The organism is Paraburkholderia acidisoli, assembly GCF_009789675.1.
Taxonomy (GTDB): domain Bacteria; phylum Pseudomonadota; class Gammaproteobacteria; order Burkholderiales; family Burkholderiaceae; genus Paraburkholderia; species Paraburkholderia acidisoli.
Genome location: NZ_CP046914.1, coordinates 1,031,850 through 1,048,596, shown reverse-complemented (window position 1 = coordinate 1,048,596; position 16,747 = coordinate 1,031,850). Strand labels below are relative to the sequence as shown.

General features: G+C 66.0%; 16 protein-coding genes. 8 read left to right on the top strand and 8 right to left on the bottom strand.

Going from position 1 to position 16,747, the window contains the following annotated elements; genetic code table 11:
* Positions 1-54: 54 nt before the first annotated feature.
* From FAZ98_RS18810 to FAZ98_RS18795, 4 genes are all read right to left on the bottom strand, one after another.
* Positions 55-879 (bottom strand): OmpW/AlkL family protein, encoded by an 825-nt coding sequence (locus tag FAZ98_RS18810; protein WP_158952799.1) that lies wholly within the window; start codon positions 877-879, stop codon positions 55-57.
* Positions 880-1,057: 178 nt separating this feature from the next.
* On the bottom strand, positions 1,058-2,317 hold the full coding sequence (locus FAZ98_RS18805) for a DUF2957 domain-containing protein (protein WP_158952798.1): 1,260 nt from the start codon (positions 2,315-2,317) through the stop codon (positions 1,058-1,060).
* Positions 2,318-2,465: 148 nt separating this feature from the next.
* Positions 2,466-3,848, bottom strand: a complete 1,383-nt coding sequence (locus FAZ98_RS18800; RefSeq protein ID WP_158952797.1) for a DUF2957 domain-containing protein — start codon at positions 3,846-3,848, stop codon at positions 2,466-2,468.
* Positions 3,849-4,404: 556 nt separating this feature from the next.
* Entirely contained in the window at positions 4,405-4,563 is a 159-nt protein-coding gene (locus FAZ98_RS18795; RefSeq protein ID WP_158952796.1) for a hypothetical protein, read from the bottom strand.
* Positions 4,564-4,580: 17 nt separating this feature from the next.
* Between FAZ98_RS18795 and FAZ98_RS18790 the strand changes: the two genes are divergently transcribed.
* Positions 4,581-5,603, top strand: a complete 1,023-nt coding sequence (locus tag FAZ98_RS18790; protein ID WP_158952795.1) for a hypothetical protein — start codon at positions 4,581-4,583, stop codon at positions 5,601-5,603.
* Positions 5,604-6,012: 409 nt separating this feature from the next.
* Here the strand turns inward: FAZ98_RS18790 and FAZ98_RS18785 are convergent, their stop codons facing one another.
* Positions 6,013-7,860 (bottom strand): ABC transporter ATP-binding protein/permease, encoded by a 1,848-nt coding sequence (locus tag FAZ98_RS18785; RefSeq protein ID WP_158952794.1) that lies wholly within the window; start codon positions 7,858-7,860, stop codon positions 6,013-6,015.
* A 10-nt stretch (positions 7,861-7,870) separates the two neighbouring features.
* On the bottom strand, positions 7,871-8,755 hold the full coding sequence (locus FAZ98_RS18780) for an extracellular solute-binding protein (protein WP_158952793.1): 885 nt from the start codon (positions 8,753-8,755) through the stop codon (positions 7,871-7,873).
* A 192-nt stretch (positions 8,756-8,947) separates the two neighbouring features.
* On the opposite strand from FAZ98_RS18780, the gene FAZ98_RS18775 reads away from it, so the two are divergent.
* From FAZ98_RS18775 to FAZ98_RS18765, 3 genes are read left to right on the top strand one after another with little or no spacing between them, the layout of a single operon-like run.
* Positions 8,948-9,373, top strand: a complete 426-nt coding sequence (locus FAZ98_RS18775; protein ID WP_158952792.1) for a TOBE domain-containing protein — start codon at positions 8,948-8,950, stop codon at positions 9,371-9,373.
* Between the two features lie 20 nt (positions 9,374-9,393).
* On the top strand, positions 9,394-9,999 hold the full coding sequence (locus FAZ98_RS18770) for a nitrogen fixation protein NifQ (RefSeq protein ID WP_158952791.1): 606 nt from the start codon (positions 9,394-9,396) through the stop codon (positions 9,997-9,999).
* A 49-nt stretch (positions 10,000-10,048) separates the two neighbouring features.
* Positions 10,049-10,450, top strand: a complete 402-nt coding sequence (locus FAZ98_RS18765) for a winged helix-turn-helix domain-containing protein (protein ID WP_233272737.1) — start codon at positions 10,049-10,051, stop codon at positions 10,448-10,450.
* A gap of 60 nt (positions 10,451-10,510) precedes the next feature.
* Here FAZ98_RS18765 and FAZ98_RS18760 read toward each other — a convergent pair whose 3' ends face one another.
* Together FAZ98_RS18760 and FAZ98_RS18755 are read right to left on the bottom strand one after the other, a co-directional pair.
* Entirely contained in the window at positions 10,511-11,875 is a 1,365-nt protein-coding gene (locus tag FAZ98_RS18760) for a DUF2325 domain-containing protein (RefSeq protein ID WP_158952790.1), read from the bottom strand.
* Positions 11,876-12,129: 254 nt separating this feature from the next.
* Positions 12,130-12,642, bottom strand: coding sequence for a hypothetical protein (locus FAZ98_RS18755; RefSeq protein WP_233272736.1), 513 nt, complete (start codon positions 12,640-12,642; stop codon positions 12,130-12,132).
* Between the two features lie 200 nt (positions 12,643-12,842).
* On the opposite strand from FAZ98_RS18755, the gene FAZ98_RS18750 reads away from it, so the two are divergent.
* The 4 genes from FAZ98_RS18750 (at position 12,843) to FAZ98_RS18735 (ending at position 16,564) form a co-directional block, all read left to right on the top strand.
* Positions 12,843-14,123, top strand: a complete 1,281-nt coding sequence (locus FAZ98_RS18750; protein ID WP_158952788.1) for an MFS transporter — start codon at positions 12,843-12,845, stop codon at positions 14,121-14,123.
* 315 nt (positions 14,124-14,438) lie between these two features.
* Positions 14,439-14,909, top strand: a complete 471-nt coding sequence (locus FAZ98_RS18745; RefSeq protein WP_158952787.1) for a zinc-finger-containing protein — start codon at positions 14,439-14,441, stop codon at positions 14,907-14,909.
* Between the two features lie 150 nt (positions 14,910-15,059).
* Positions 15,060-15,518, top strand: a complete 459-nt coding sequence (locus FAZ98_RS18740; RefSeq protein ID WP_158952786.1) for a hypothetical protein — start codon at positions 15,060-15,062, stop codon at positions 15,516-15,518.
* Between the two features lie 869 nt (positions 15,519-16,387).
* Positions 16,388-16,564, top strand: a complete 177-nt coding sequence (locus FAZ98_RS18735) for a hypothetical protein (protein ID WP_158952785.1) — start codon at positions 16,388-16,390, stop codon at positions 16,562-16,564.
* Positions 16,565-16,747 lie beyond the last annotated feature (183 nt).

Genomic DNA, 16,747 nt, shown 5'->3' with positions numbered 1-16,747 from the left:
TGAAACCTTTGCCGTGCGGTCGTTTCGTCGATCTCCGCACGGCCACTGCGCGCCTCAGAAGCGGTAAGACAGCGCAAGGAACGTGATGAGCGGATCGGCCTTCAAGGTGGCCTTGCTCACGCCGAGTTCGCTGCCGTCGGCGGCCTTCACGATCACCGAGGACGTGGTCTTCAGCGGAATATAGGTGAGCGACGCCACGATGCCGAGGTGCGAGGTGATGTTGTAGGTCGCGCCCAGGTTGAACACCGGCTGCCACGACGAAGAGGCCTTGGCGCTGATCTGCGTTTGCCCCGGCTTGCCCGCGCCGGCCGCGAGCACCGCGCCCAGATCGTCCTGCGTGGCCTTCACGAAGTTCGGGTTCAGCTGAATATCCGAGAACCAGTTGTACGACACGCCAAGGCCCACGAACGGGCGGAACTTCGCGTCGGCGTCGCGGAAGTAGTACTGGAAGATGACGGCCGGACTCCACTGCCGCACGCTCTTGACGATGGGGTTCGTCGCCGGATCGTTCAGATCCTGGTTGCCGAGCGCACCGGCCGGGCCGGGCGGCCGGATCGTGCCGTGACCGTAGAGCTTGAAGGTCGGCGGCACGCCCGCCACCGAGGTCACCGCGATATGGTCGGTGAAGAAGTGGCTGATGACGAGACCGGCCGTATCGGCATTCGACGTCGACAAGCCGGTGCCCGCCGAGGTGAACGAATTCGGCAGCCGCAACGGCGTGTTGATCGGCACGGGCGCGACGTTCGTGGTGAGCGGGGTGCTCGACTGCTGCGGCATGACGTGAAACCAGCCCAATGCGACCACGTTGTCGCCGGCGTGCTGTGCATGCGCGCTCATCGACAGCCCAGCGGCCAGCGCCGCTACTGCAATGCGTCTCATGATGTCCCTCCCAGGAGCGGGTGCGCCTTGTTCGCGCGCGAGTGGCGGGCGGCGTTTCATTGCCTCGTTCCGCACGCGTCTCGCGGCCCGGCCGTCGCGCCTTTGTCTGGCGCAATGGCCGGGAGCGGCCACCTCGTTGCGGGCGCCTTGAACAGCGCCGTCGATTGTTTAGTGATACTTACTGTACGAACGCACCGGCCGTGAAGTACGGCGCCGATGGCGTCGTCATGTCGAGGAAGCCGAACACGCCGCCCGTGAAGATCATCTTGCCCGTGGGCGTGCTGCCGGTCGAAGCGCCCACGTGCGTGGTCGTCGCGATGCCGGGCACGGCTTGCGCGAAGTTGAGGTCGAGCGCCGTGGCGAGCGCGGCCTGCGAGGCGTTGAATGGATCGAGCAGGGTGGCCTGCGTGCCGCTCAGCGCGAGCGTGCGGTAGTCGAACTGGCTGTCCACGCTGATGTACTCGCCATCCTGCGAGCCTTGCGCCACGCTGGTTTGCGGTGCGAGGATCGAGATGCCGGATTCGTCGTCGGCGACCGGGCCCACCGCGCCGCTTTGCGGATCGACGCCGATGGTCGGATACGCCACGCCCGTGCGGATCAGCACCGGCACGAGTTGATTACGCAGCTTGCCAACGATCATGAAGCCTTTCGCGGCCGGTTGCGTGACGACGAGCGTGGGCTTCACCTGCCCCTGGAAGTTGTCGGTTTCGAATGCGCCGCTGCCGTCCGCCGACTGCACGAAGTTCGTGCCCGGCTGCTGACATTTGCCCGCATTCACGCCGGTGTTATCGCATTCGCTCCACGTGCCGTTGGCGTTGATCGTGATCTTCGCGTCCACGGCGGCGGGCAGGAAATTCTGCGAAGGCACCTGGTGGTAGCCCAGCTGGTTCCACGTGCCGGCCACGTTGGCGATATTCGTTTCGATCGACGAGAAACCAATGAACGGGTAATACGGGAACTTGGTGTCGGGCACGACGCCGATGCCGCCCGAACCCGCGAACTGGATCTCCGCGCCGGGGATCGTGCCGCCCGCCACGCCTTCGCCGATAAACACGCGCGCCGGACGGTTCGGGTCGAGGCTCGCGCCGTTCAGCTGGAACGCGCACTGGTTGAGCTTGGCCGTGGGCAGCCCCGTCTCCTGCGTGAGCGTGCCGGTCGCGACCTGCCCTTTGCGCGTGGGCGTGACGGTGCCCGTGGTTTGCGGAATCGGCGACTCCACATAGGTGATTTGCCAGGTCTTCTTCGTGGTGTCGAGTTGCAGTTTCACGAGCTCGCCGTCGCCGCCGCCGCCGGTGTACACGGTGCTGTAGTCGAGCGTGGTGGGACACAGGGCCGTTTCGACGAGCGGCGGGCTGCTGCTGCCGCCGCCTCCGCACGCGCTCAATGCGCCGGTCATTGCAACGGCGATCGAGAGCGCCGCAAAGAGCTTCCATTTCATACCGCGTCTCCAGAGTATTGTTGTTGACGGGCGCGCACGACCTGCTCGCGCGTCCGTTCGAACGTGCCCGGTGTTTGATTCGTAGTGCGAATTACGGCTATTTGCGTGCAATCGCGACGCCGTGGAAGCGTCGCGATTGGGTGTTCCGTTACTGAGGCTGGATCAGCGCGCCGACACCGAAGTACGGCTGATTGGGTGTCGCGCTGTTGGCCGAGGTGGAGACCACGCCGCCGTTTTCCTCGCCGTTGATGAAGATGCCGTAGAGGCCGCCCACCGCGATCAGGTTGCCCGCGTTGCCCGCCGTATCGGTCACGCCGATCAGGCCGGGATGCGTTTGCGTGTAATCGAGCGTGAACTGGCTCTGCGTGACCATCGTCGATGGCTTGAGGAAGCCGCCCTGCTGGCCGTTGAGGAGCGTGGCCGTGTAGTTGAAGTTCGAATCCGCGCCGATATAGCTGCCGTCGAACGCGCCCGAAGCGAGCTTGGTGGCGGGGGCGAGCAGCGCGATGCCCGATTCGTCGTCCACGGCGAGCGAGGTGAGATTCTCGTTCACGTAGCCCGTGCGCACGACCACAGGTACGGTGACGCCGTTCAGCTTGCCGATGATGAGGTGGCCCGTGCCCGCGTTGCTATTGGCCAGTAACCTGGCGGCAAACGGCGTGGGCGTTTCGATATGCGGCGCGCTCGCGGAGTCGAAGTAACTGCCGCTCGCGCTTGCTGTCCACGTATTCGCCGCCGTGGCGCAACTCGTGTTGGTCGCGCCGCTCGGCACGCTGCAATTGCCGGCCGCATCGTACTGTTCCTGCGTGACGGTGGCCGCGGGCGCGAAATTGCTCGTGGGCAGGATGTGATACGAGAGCGCGTTATACGAGCCCTGCAAATCGGCGATATTCGTGCTCACCGAAGAGAAGCCGACGAACGGATAAAAGTCGAAGGTTCGCGCCTGTTGGCCGCCGAAGAAGATGTTGGCCGTGGAGTCGCCGTCGATGTACACGGTCGCGCCCGGAATGCCGCCGCCCGCCACGCCGAAGCCCACATACACCGTGGGCGGATTGCTGGCGTTGTACGCCGTGGTGTACGTGCTGCCGTTGATCGTGCCCGTGCCCGCCTGAAGCTGGAACGCGCACGTGAGTTGCGCGGCGGTGGGCAGCGCGCCCGTGGGCGGATGTTGCACGGCGCCCGTGATCGTGAGACCGGCGCGCGTGTTCTGCACGGAAGTCGTGGCCACGGGAATGGGCGAAGTGAGGTACGTGAGCGAATACGTCATCTTCGTGGGGTCGATCTTGAGGCTCACCACTTCGCCGCTACCTGCGCCGCCAAGATACGTGTTGGCTGCGATGTCCGCCGCCGAGGGGCACAGCGCGGTGGCCGTGCTGCCACTCGCGGGCGGTCCCTGATTCGCACAGGTGGAACCCGAGCATTGCGCGGGATTGATCGGTGCCGGGTCACTCGCGTTACCACCACCACATGCAACCAGCAATGGGGTCGCTGCTGCGGCCAATACCATGCTGCGGACAATGCTCTCCAACATTTGTCTGCCTCCCTGTGTCGTAATTATGCGCAGAAGATTGGATCATGACATCAGCCGCTGTCAATTGAGCTAACCGTCTAAATCGCTGCGTGTGTTCGCTCTCGGCTTGTCGTTCCTCGCTTTGCGAAAACGGGAACGGGGGTTTGTCCCGATGCGAATTCGTGGGTCCGCGGCGAGCCGATGCAAGTGCCATGCCTGAACCTATGCTTTCATGCAGCGTGGATAAATAGTTGCGTGCGAAACGACTTTGAGTGTTGTCATTTTTCAGTGCGTTTAATTCGGAATGCAGATTAAATTTCCGTCGATGGCGAGAGGCGCCGGTGCATCGAAGCGGTGAGCTTTTCCGGGAGTTAAAACGACGTGAAGGCGCGAAGGGTGAGCCTTTCCGGGACGCCGCTGCTGCGTGAAGTGAATGCCGTTCCGCTCACTCGTGCGATCGAGCCGCGTCACAAGAAAGTCGTTTTATGCAATTCCGAAGGTGAGTGTTTGCGGGAGTCATGTTCTCACTGAGGTGCGCGCGAATCGATTATTTCTCGCACTATTGCCCTGTGCGATGTTACGGCGCGAAGAAACTGTTCCCTGCGTTACGTAACACCCAGGTGAGTGTTTCCGGGAACAGGTTACGCGCGAGGTCGTGCCGCGACGAATTGCTGCGCTGCGGCAGGTTTGGCGCGCCGGTTGGAAGATCGGCGCTATAGTCGATCGACGCGCGCATTGCGCTGGAGTGTCCTCATGCGCTTTCTCGACAAACTATGGCCGCGCGCTCACGCGAAGCCCGAGCCCGAATCGGCACTCGTGGCCGCGCTCGTCGATCGTTTGCTCGTGCTCAGTCCCACCCTCAAGCTCGTGCCGCAATGGCGCGAACGTCTGGCGCCCGCGCTCGCGCAGTCGGTCGAGTTCGTGCGCGAAGCCGTGGCGCGTCTGCCGGCCGCGCGCGAAGCGAGCGCCGCCGCGTGGATGAGCGACCCCGCCATTCATGCGTTCTTCGCCGCGCCCGAAGAGGTCGCGCACGTGCTGAGCCGTTCGCCGGAGTTGCACGCGTGGTTCGACGCGCATGTGCTCGCGCGCGAGGCGTATGGCGTACTCGGCATGGGGCTGATCGAGCGGCGCGGCTTCGGGGTGGCGCAGCATGGCGATCAGGTGCACACCGACGTCGCGCAGACCACCTTGAGCTTCGACGATCATCAAATGCGCGTGTGCGGCGAAACCGAAGCCGACTTGCGCGAACAGATCGTGCTGCGCGTGGTCGAGCAGATCGGGCTCGAAGCGCTCGCGCGGATCGGTGCCGACGAGTCTCGCCGCGATGCGCTCGAACAGGAGCGCGCGCTGTTGCGCACGCGCCTCCAGTTGCTCACGCGCCACGGCGCCGGTACGCATGCGATGCTCGGCGCGGCGGCGGAACCGGACGCGGCCGAAGTCGCGCGGGTGGAAGCGCTCATCGCCGAAAACGAGCGCGCGCGCGCCGCGCTCGGTCTCAAGAGCGAAGCGCTCGAACACGAGCTGGCGGTGATCTGCGAAGCGCTGTCCCGTCCGGCGCAGCACGCGAACGTCGAGATGCGCGCCGTGTATCTGAATGCGATGAACATCGTGGTCGAGGACGGCGCGGCGCGCGGCGTGGCGCCCATCGTGTTCGCATACGCGCACGTGCCGGCGAGCCCGCTAGGAAAACGTGCTTTTTCGCTGATTCGTTTCGCGCGCGCCGATCTGCAACCGCTGCCGCGCCTGTTCGACGCGCATGCGCGCTTCGTGATCTGAGCGCGCGCAGAAGCGGATCGACGCCCGAAGGTGAGGAAATACGGGAGCACGGATTCGGGAGTGCGAACGGTTCGCGCGCGAACCGCATCGGCATCACCTCAACGGCGTGCGTTCGCGCGGTAATTCGTCGTCCCAGGTACGGGAAAGCCGGCTGTCAGGCGAAAAATATTTTCCTGGGACTCCCAGGTTAGTCGACGCAATCCTGCTGTATCGCGGTCATTTACATGCGAAACCTTGCGCGCAGTTCTCCTGCAGGCGCGAAAGGTGAGGCTTTTCGGGAACGGGACGATGACACGTCGAAACGCGTGAATCGAGTCATCGATACGCGAAAAAAAGCCCCTGAAAAAGGGGCTTTTCAAATATCGCGTATCGGCCGATGGCCAGGCGCGCTCGCCAAAGGTGAGGCTTTTCAGGAGTCTTGCGCGGGCCACGCCAACACGCCGCTTGCGTCGATATCGAAACGCAGCACGCTGTTGTGAGCGAGCGAGGGGCGGTCGTCGGCGGCGATGTCGAACGTTTCGCCCTCGATTTCGATGGCCACGTAACGATCGCCGTGGCGCAGCGACGTGCCCGCGGCACGCCCTTGCCAACGGCCTTCCGGCGCGGCAACGAGCGCGCGCGGCAGCACGCGCCACATCACGCGCGTACCCGTTGCGAGCGAGGTGTCGGCGCAGGGCAGACGCAAGCCGCCGCGCGTTTCGATCGTGCCTTGCGCGGTCACGACGCCTTCGCCCACGTTGTGCAAGCCGAGCAACTCGGCCACGCGCAACGTGGCGGGACGCTGGAAGACCTCGTCGATGGCGCCGGCCTGGAGCGCGCGCCCGTGCTCGATCACGAGCACTTCGTCGGCGAGCAGGGCGGCTTCGTCGGGATCGTGCGTGACGATCACGGTAACCGCGCCGATCTCGCGCTGGAGCGTGCGCAGCGACTGTTGCAGGCGGCGGCGGCGCGGCGTGTCGAGTGCGGCGAACGGTTCGTCGAACAGCAGCAGCTGCGTGTGACGCGTGAGCGCGCGTGCGAGCGCGACGCGCTGGCGCTGGCCGAACGAAAGCTCACGTGGCAAGCGCTGCGTGAGCGCGTCGAGACCCAGATGCGCGAGCCAGTAACGCGCGCTCTGCGCGTCGGCATCGACGGGAAACGCGAGTTGCTGCGCCACCGTCATGTGCGGAAAGAGACCGTAGTCCTGCGGCATATAGCCGATCTGCCGGCGTTCGGGCGGCAGTGCGCCGAGATCGGTGGTGCCGAGCGTGACCGAGCCCGCGTCGTTGGGTTCGAGCCCGGCGACAATGCGCAGTGCCAGCGATTTGCCCGAGCCCGACGGCCCGATGATCGCGAGCCGGCGCGTTTGCGGCTGCCACGCGACGTCGAGCGTGAACGCGCCCAGCTGCCGGCGCGCCGCGAACGCGAGCCGCAGGTCGGGACGTTCGGCGGCGCTGGTGGCGGGCGTGAACGCGGTGAGGTCGTCGCCGTTGTCCTGGCTCACCGCTTGCGTCGAGCGCGCGCCGCGGCTGTACACCGAGAGCACCGCGCAGACGATGGCGATGGCGAGCGTGGGCAGCAGCAGCGGCATCATCGCGGGCAAGCCCTGGCCGCCGAATACGACATACGTGTAGACGGGCAGCGAATACGGGTGATACGCGACCATCACCGTGGCGCCGAATTCGCCGAACGCACGCAGCCAGGCGAGCGCGAGACCCGCGCGTATGGCGGGCCACGCAACCGGCAACGTCACGCGAAAGAAGCGGCTCGCGGCGTGATGGCCGAGCGTGGCGGCGACGTCGTCGTACACGGGGTCGACGGCCGTGAACGCCGAACGCGCGGCGACGATGAGAAACGGCGCGGCCACGAAGGTTTCGGCGAGCACGACGCCCGTGAACGAGTCGGTGAGCGCGCCGTTGAAGAGCTGGCCGATGCCGCTATACGGCCCGACCAGAAAGAGTAGCAGCACGCCGCTCGTGAGCGGCGGCAGCGCGAGCGGCAGTTGCACGACGAAGCCGAGCAGCGCGACGGCGCGTGACTGCGAGCGCGCGAGCCAGTAACCGAGCGGCACGCCGCCCACCAGAATGACGACGGCGGCAACGCTCGCGCTCGCCGCCGAGACCGCCACCGCCGACCAGGTCTGGGACCAGTCGACACCGGCCCAGTCGGCCTGGCCGATTTGCGGAATGCTGGCGAGAAACGGCGCGCACAGATAGACCGCGAGCAACGCGCCGAGCCACCAAAGCGGCCTTGCGGCGCGCTGCGCGGGTTGCGTCATGACGCGGCGATCACTGCTGCGCGGCGTCGACCACGGCTTGCACCGAAGGCGGAATGGCCGAAGCCTGGCCGTTCACGCTGGGCCTGGTCACGTCCACGCCGTGCTGCGCGAGCAGCTTGCGGCCTTCCGCCGAGAGCAGGAAGTTGACGAAGCGCGCGGCGCCGGCGTTGTTCGGCGCGTCGTTGAGGATCGTGAGCGTGTAGTTCGCCTTGATCTTGAGTTCGGGCGCCGGGTGAATCGCCGGAATCTTCAGGTCCGAGGTTTCGGTCGAGTAGAAGAAGCCCGCGTCGAGCTGACCCGACTGCAAACGGCCGACGAGCGTTTCTTCCGGCAGCACCTGCTCGGGATTTTCGGGCGCGCCGAGCACCTTCTGCACGAGATCCGGCTGGTTATACGCCTGCGCCGCCTTCGTCATGAGTTCGACGGTGAACGCGCCCTTCGGGTCGAGCTTCGGGTCCGTGCGGCCGAGGCGAATGCCCGGTTCCTGGAGCACCTGATCCCACTTCTTCGTCTTGAAGTCGCCAGCGAAACGGCTCTTCGGGTTATAGCCGATCAGCAGCGGCGATTCGGCGAAATTGACGTACCACGAAACGTGATTGCCGTTGGCTTCGCCCATCAGGCTCGCATTGACCTTCGGGCTTGCGCTGATGAACACGTCGCCGCGGCGCAGCTTGCCCTTCACTTCATTGGCGATCTTGTTCGAGCCGGCCGCGTAGCCCTTGAAATGCAGGCCCGTTTCCTTTTCGAACGCGGGGCCGACGCTCTTTTCCATGAGGTTCACGAGCGAGCCCGCGTAGAGCACGTTGACGTCGTTGTCGTCGGCGAACGCGTTGGCGCTCACGCCGATCACACCGGCCGTTACGACGACTGAGGCAAGCAGCTTACGGATAAACATGTTCGATACCCCGTACCGTTATAAAGGCCCATATATTACGATGGTCTGCTGCATTCATGTACGCATCCGAATGGCCAATTTTCGGCCGAATGACTGGGCGCGCCGCGTGGACGCGGCTACACTGGGCTTCCGTTCGATTCCTTCACCAGACGAAACCGGCGTGTCACGCGCCGGTCATTCACGGAGACCCTCATGCGTACCAGCGCCCGCAATCATTTCTCCGGCCAGATCCGCGCGATCAAGGCCGGCGCCGTCAACGACGAAGTCGCGCTGAGCGTCGAAGGCGGTCTCGAGATCGTCGCGATCATCACGCATGGCAGCGCGGCGTCGCTCGGGCTGGCCGCGGGCAAACCGGCCTTCGCGCTCGTGAAGGCTTCTTCGGTGATCCTCATGGTCGACGGCGACGCGAGCAAGGTCTCCACGCGCAATGTGGTGGAAGGCAAGATCACGGCGGTCACGAAGGGCGCGGTCAACGCCGAAGTCGTGCTGGCGGCGGCGGGCGGTGCGCAGATCGCCGCCATCGTGACCAACGAAAGCGCCGATCGTCTCGGCCTCGCGGTGGGCAAGACCGCGGCGGCGCTGTTCAAGGCGTCGAGCGTGATCGTCGGCGTGGAATAAGGGCGGCTTCGGGTCGCGCGATGAACGCCGAAACGCCCGATTTCGACGCGCAAGCGCTCGCACGCAGCGAAGCGCTAAGCGGTGCGCCTTCGCAGCCACGGTCCGAAGATGCGTGGCTGTTCGCGCGGCTCGTGGCGGCGCGCGAGGTGCGCGGCGAACTGGCGCTGCTCGGTTTGACGCAGGCTGAGCTGGAAGCGCTGGCGGCACGGCATTTCGCCGGCGCGATCCCTGCGATGGGCGTGGAAGTGCCACAAGCCATGGTTCTCGCGGATACCCCGCACGCGCACTTTGCCGCCGCCATGCGCGATTTCCTGCTCGGCTTCGCCGCGCCGCCTGTCGATCCCGGCGACGCGCGCTGCCTCGCGTCGATCATCGCGAACGCGTGTCTGCGCCCCGACCATCTGTGGCGCGATCTCGGCCTGCGCGGTCGCGACGACGTCACGCGCATGCTCACGCGGTTTTTCCCCGAGATCGTGACGCGCAACGCCGAAGGCCTGCGCTGGAAAAAGCTGCTTGCGCGCGAATTCGCGTTAGCGCGCGGCGAGACGCCCGGCCCCGCGCCCGGTTGCCCCGGTTGTGAGGATTTCGGCTTCTGTTTTCCGCACGAACACACGTTGCAACGTTAGCCGTCTGGCCAGGTTTGTCGGCCAAAACCCATCGTGTATGCTTTCGCGCATGACCAAACCCACCACAGATCCCACGCAAGCCGGGCAGGACGAAGCCGCGAACGGTGAGCCGCAGGTGCGCTTTCGCATGCGCATCACGCAGGGCGACACCATCGCGCTCGGGCCGGGCAAGGTGGCGCTGCTCGAAGCCGTGCGCGAACACGGTTCGATCTCGGCGGCGGCGCGCAGCATGAACATGTCGTACCGGCGCGCGTGGCTGTTGATGGACGAACTGAACCGCGCGCTCGCTTCGCCGGCTACCGTCTCCGAGCATGGCGGACAAAGTGGCGGCGGCAGCGTGCTCACGCCGGTGGGCGAGGCCATCATCCGCCTCTATCGCAGCATCGAGGCGCAGGCCGCCACAGTGTGCGCGCCCGAGATCGACGCGCTTACCAGGCTCATCAAGCGTTAGGCCGCTGCCGCGCTGCTCGCTTCACGCATGGCGAACCCTGAGCCTTCGTCGCGTCGGGCGTCAGCCGTGCCGCAGGCAAAAACGCGAAAGCGGCACGGCGGCGAGCGTCGGCACGTCGTTCGCGGCGTTTTCCGCATGGGCCGCGCTTGCCGGGTTGGCGTAAAGTCGCAGCATCAACTCGACAAAACTGGCGAGGCTCGCGGTGCGCAGCGGGTAATACGTCACCTGATGTCGCTCGCACACGCGCTTGAGCGTGTTCATCGAATCGTGGTCGATACAGTCGACAGGAAACACCGCCAGATCCGCATTCGTGAGCGCGGCCGCGAGCAGGCCCTTGCGGTCCTCGAGGCCACCGTCGTGCACGGTCAGTTCGCCGCCCGCCGCGGCCACCCAGCGCCGCAGCGCGTGATTCGAGCCGGGCCGCCCGCCCACATACACAATGCGCCGGTCCTTGAGCGCGTCCTGCGCGAGCGCGCGCGGGGCGGTGTCGTCGTTGGCCTGGGTGGCGTGTTCCATTGCGTCCGCCTCGGCGCGCAAGGCGTCGATCAGCGCGTGCGCCTCGTCGAGTTGCGCGCGCAGCGTGTGCAGCGTCTGAGCGTCGGCGTTGGCGCGTTGCTCGGCGGCTTCGCGGCGGCTTGTATGCAGCGCGAGCCGCGCGTCGCGGGCCGCGAGCGCGGCCTCCAGCGCTTCGATCTGCGTATGCGCGGGCGCCGCCTCGCGCGATTGCTGTTGCGCGGCGGCGCGCGCCATCTGCGTTTCCAGTGCATCGCGCGCGTCGTCGCGTTCGCGGCTCATCTCGTGCAGGCGCGCTTGCTGGCGCTCCACCTTCGTCTGCAGTTCGGCGTTTTCCTTTTCGAGCGCCACGAGCCGGCGCAGATCGGCGCGATTCGCGGCGCCCACGAGGTGCGAGAGCATGTGCAACTCGCCGAACGCCGCCTGACGCACTTCCATCGTCGTGGCCGGATGCGTCATCAGCGCCCAGTAAGCGGGCGGAATGTCGCCGTTCGCGAGCGATTCGTTCCAGAGCGCGAGCACGGCCTCGCCGTCGCGCGCGCCGGCAAAGCGCTTCACCGCACCCGCGTAACGCGCGTCGAGCGCCTTCTGCAGCGCTTTGCCGCCCGCGCCGCCTTCGATCGCGAGTTCCACGGCCGCATGATGAATGTCGAGATCGCTGGCGCGCTGGCTGTCGAGCGACGTGAACTTCGGCACGAGCTTGCGTAGCTCGTGCGTGCTCAGGCAGGTGCCGATGATGGAGCAATGCAGATGCGCGTCGAGTTCCACGAGGCGCGTGCGCTGGCGCGAGGCACGCGCGATTTCGGCCTGCGAGGGACCGCAGCAGTCGGCGGGCGCGAAGGCACGCAGGTGCGCTTCGTTCGGCGAGGCGTCGGTTTGCGTGCGGGCGAGTCGAAACGGCGGTGCGTGCATGATGACCTCTGATCCGATGCGGGACGCAAAGCGTCGATGCGCGGGGCGCGATCTGGCGCGGCGATAGCGCGCGTGCCATGACGCGGAAATCCGGCCCGCGACATGCCAGCAGATCGTCGCAATATACCACGGAATATAACGAAACTTCCGTGGCCTAAGAATGCGAATACCTCGGCTAACTTGCTATTAAGATCGGCTTACGTATCCTATCTAACTGCGAATGCCTGCTTCGCGCCATTGGCGAAAAGCGCGTTTTAAGCCGCAGCGACACCCAGTGCCGCATGCTGCTCCAGCACGTGTTCGACGCCCAGCCCAACGAACGCCGCATCCAGCCGCTCCAGTTCGCCGACAGTACGACGCAGCGCCTCGGTATCGAGACAGAACGCGTCGCCGAACAGCGCATCGCGGGTTTTGTCGAGGCGGCGGGCGTCGCGCATGGCGCGTTTGAGCTCGCGCTGCCGCGCAAAACCGGCCATCTCCACGCGCCGCGAAAGCGCGAGCAAGAGCGGCTGCAACGAAGCGCCGGGCGGCTGCGCCGTCGCCGCGCCTTGCGCGAGCATGCGGTCGAAGCGCTCGATGCTGTTGCGCAAGCGCCGGAACGCATCGATCACGTCGCGTATGAGTTCCGCGCGCTCGTAGCCGCGTTCGTACCCCGAAAGCGGGCGCAGCGTGGTGAGGGAGGCCGCGAAGCCGTCCGCGCCGTTTTGCGACGCCGTCGCGCCCATGAGGCGCCGACCGCTCGCCCGTTCCAGACTGCCTTGATCCATAGCGTTTGACCCGTGAGAACCGGGCCGTCGTTGCGTTATATTCAGTAGGATATAACGAACGGGCGCGATCGGGTGGTCCGTCGACCCATGCGTGTGATCAAAAGCTGACATGCCTGTGACGCGGTGACGCATGCACTAAAATTGTCGACCTCGCGCCTTGCTGCTTCGCGCGCCCGACCTCACGCTCTTTCCGGCTGTTCATGACCACTTCCGCCCCCGACGACGCCAACGCCCCGTCCGACGCCCAGTCCAGTCTCGTGCGCAATCGCGGTTTCCAGCGTTTCTACGGCACGCGCGTGCTTTCCTCGCTGGCGTTCCAGATGCTCGCGGTCGCCATGGGCTGGCATATCTACGCGCTCACGCACAGCGCCTTCGCGCTCGGTCTCGTCGGTCTGGCGCAGTTTCTGCCGATGTTCCTGCTCACCCTCGTGGTTGGCCACGTGGCGGACCGCTACGACCGGCGGCGCATCGCTTCGACTTGCCAGGTCATCGAATGTGCGGCGGCGCTGACGTTCGCGGCGGGCACCGTCGGCGGCTGGTTGAGCGCGCCGCTCATCTATGCGCTGGCGGCCTGCGTGGGTGCGGCGCGCGCGTTCGAATCGCCGGCGGTGTCGTCGCTGCTGCCCGGCGTCGTGCCGCGGCCGCAACTGCCCAACGCCACGGCGTGGTCGACATCGGCGAATCAGACCGCGAACATCGTGGGCCCAGCGCTCGGCGGTCTGCTCTACGGCCTTGGCCCATCGCACGCGTTCATCGCCTGCACGATCGCGTTCGCGCTGGCCGCCGTGCTTTCCGGCACGATCCCGCTGCGCGCCAAGCCGCCGTCACGCGCGCCCGTGACGCTCGAATCGGTGTTCTCGGGCATCGCCTTCATCCGCTCGCAGCCCGTGATTCTCGGCGCGCTCTCGCTCGACCTGTTCGCCGTGCTGTTCGGCGGCGCCACGGCGCTTCTGCCCGTGTTCGCGCGCGACATCCTGCACGCGGGACCGATCGCGCTCGGCTTGCTGCGTTCGGCTTCGGCGGCGGGCGCGCTGGCGGGCTCGATCTGGCTCGCGCACTTCCCGCTGCGCAACCGGCCCGGCATGGCGATGTTCGGCGGCGTGATCGTGTTCGGTTTCGCGACGATCGCGTTCGGCCTGTCGCACAACATCGCCATTTCGCTGGTCGCGCTGGCGGTGCTGGGCGCGTCGGACGTGGTGAGCGTGGTCGTGCGCACGTCGCTCGTGCAGTTGCGCACGCCCGACGAAAAACTCGGCCGCGTGAGCGCCGTGAATTCCATGTTCATCGGCACGTCGAACCAGCTTGGCGAGTTCGAGTCGGGGCTGACCGCCGGATGGTGGGGCGCGCAGCCCGCCGTGCTGGTGGGCGGCGTTGCGACCATCTGCGTGGCGCTGTTGTGGATGCGGTTCTTCCCGGCGCTGCGCGACACACGCACGCTCGAACGCGAGGAAACGCCGCGCGCGACGGCAAGCGCGAATTGATCGGGCGATCGGCGCGCGCAGGATTTCAAGCCCTTTGCCGCGCGCAGCGTTCGTGGCTGTGGCTCGGCCGTGGCTCGAAATTGGCGGCTGCGTCCAGCTACGGCTGATGGGCTGAAAAGCGGGATCGGCGCGATGGGTTCGATCGGCGAGCACAAGCTAAAAATCGCTCGAACGAGATAACACCGGCCTCGGCCGATTCGGGCCAGGTCACGCGGACGCACACGGCGGCTCGCAACGGGCCGCCGCTCGTCGATAATGACGGCTTGTCGTTTTTTCCGTCATGTCACTGATGAACCACGCCCCAAGGAGCGCCGCATGCGCGTAGGTCGCCCCGTCAAGGCGCTGCCGCAGCCGCTGTGCGATTACTGCGGCGCGAAGGCGCTGCTCGCGCGTTTCGGCGACGAGCCTTATCCGTATCGCGACGATCACGGCCCGCTCTGGGTCTGCCCGCCCTGCGAAGCGTGGATCGGCGTGCCCGCGCGCAGCACGCGCAACGTGCCGCTCGGCCGCCTCGCGAACGCCGACCTGCGCGACGCCAAGAGCCGTCTGCACGACGCACTGGAGCCGCTCGTCGCCGCGAAAATGCGCCGCGACAACGTCAACGCCTTCGAGGCGCGCGGCAAGGCGATCCGCTGGCTCGCGGGCGAGCTGGGCTTCGAGCTGCCCAATCCGTCGATCCACCTGCTGACGCTCGAGCAGTGCGACCAGGCGATTCGTCACATCGAGGCCTTCGTTGCCGCGCGGCGCGCCGAGCCCGATTCGCGTCAGCCCACCCGCGACGACTGAAACGCACGATGACGCATGCACGCCGCATGCGTCGCCCGTCTGTCTTTCCGGCTGTAACGGATATTTACATACGAATAAGGTTTTCCGGCTTAACCTTCGGCGCCGCGTGCCGTTATTGCACGGACTAGATTCTTCACGCGCCCGTACCTTATGGCCAAGACGATTCCTTTCCCGCAGCGCGCCCAGGCGCGCAGCCGCCGCACCAAGACCATGTTGCTGCCGATGCCGTGCACGGCCGCGAACGATCTCGCACTGCAGGTGCATCTCGCGCTCTCCGCGCTGCGCCTTGGCGGGAGCCTCGACGACGCACGCGCGCTGCTCCATGCTCACGTGCTCGCGCAATCGATTGCGGACGCCGGTTACGGCACCTTCGAAGCCGCGCAGATCCAGGCCGCGGACGCCGCGCTGCTGCAATGCTTCGAACGCGGCAACACGGGCGGCGGTTGGCAACTCGACCCGAGCGAGTTCGAGGCGCTGGCTCACGTCATCACCGTGTACGACGCGCAGCTGCAAGGCGCGCCGATGTGGGTGCTGGCCGAGGCGAGCGACCGGCTCGAACGCATGAGCGCGGGTGAATTCGGCCAGTCGCGCATGCGCCGGCACGCCTGACATCGGCGTAAAAATCGGCGTGGAATTTGGCGTCGATCAACCTGTGCGGCAAAGCCGGGCACGGCGATTGCAAACATTCCCGCGTGGCTGTCGATAGCGGCGGCGCGAGGTAGGCGGTAACGATTTTCCCGTCGACGAGACGAGCCCGCGGTGCATCTGGCCCGCTTATCGATCGTCGATTGAAAGCGCTTTGTCAGTTGGCCGGGAACGTCCGTCCGCTGGCGTTGTGGCGGCATTGGCACGAGATTTGACGCAGGCTGCGAATCGTGTTGACTTCGGACAGATGGCGTGACTAAAATTCGCCCGTCTTAACAAAAGGGGCTGACGCCTTGGACAGTAGCAGTAGTCGATCTTCGAACAGTTTCGCTGCCTGACCGGCAGGACGTCCGCGCTCCCTTTTCTCTCAGCCGCCGTCTTGCCAGCCAGGCAGATGGTGCGCGTCCCGCAGTAAATCCTCGTGCACTCAAATTAGCGTCGACCGACGCCGCAGCGCCAGTCCGCATCGGGCTACCAGGCGCAGCGCGCGGCCGATATCGCGCTGTGGGCCGCCGTTTTGGCGCGTGCTCGCGGCACGGTCCGATCGTTTCGCAGCGTTCGAGTTTTCTCGCGCGACGACCGGATCGACACTTGCGCGCCCGCGCGCCGTTTCGCTCCCGAACGGCCGAACCGTGCGCCGTGCGTCGCCGTGACGATAAGGAGGAGTTCCGTGTCTGACAGTGACAGTTATCCGTTATGCCGCTTCCTTTCGACCCTGAACGGGGAAAGCGGGCAGACGTGAGCCGTAGCGCGCCACTTCCACACTGAATGCGCGCCGCCGGGTCTGCTGGCTTTCCTCCCAATACGTCCCTTTCGACGTGTGGAGATCCAGCATGAACTTCGGCCTTCTTCTGCCGCGCCTGCCGCAAACGCAATCCAACCTCCATCCCGATGTGATCGGCGCGCGTGACCGCACGACCGCGCGCCCGTTCACGCCAACGCCGCAACGCGACGCCTCGCGGCTCGCCGCGCGCTGGCGCGACGTCCGCACGCGCGTGTTCCGCGTCTGACGCCGTATCGAATCAAACCGATCCCCGCGCGCACGTCTGGCAACCCCGCAGACCGTGCGCGCCGCGCGAGGGCTTCGCGCAACCACTCATCGCCGGTGCTTTACATGAAACAGTCCAACTGCAATTTGCGAACGATCCGACGCGCAGCGCACATTCGCGCCGTTCCGTTCGCCGCCGTTACGT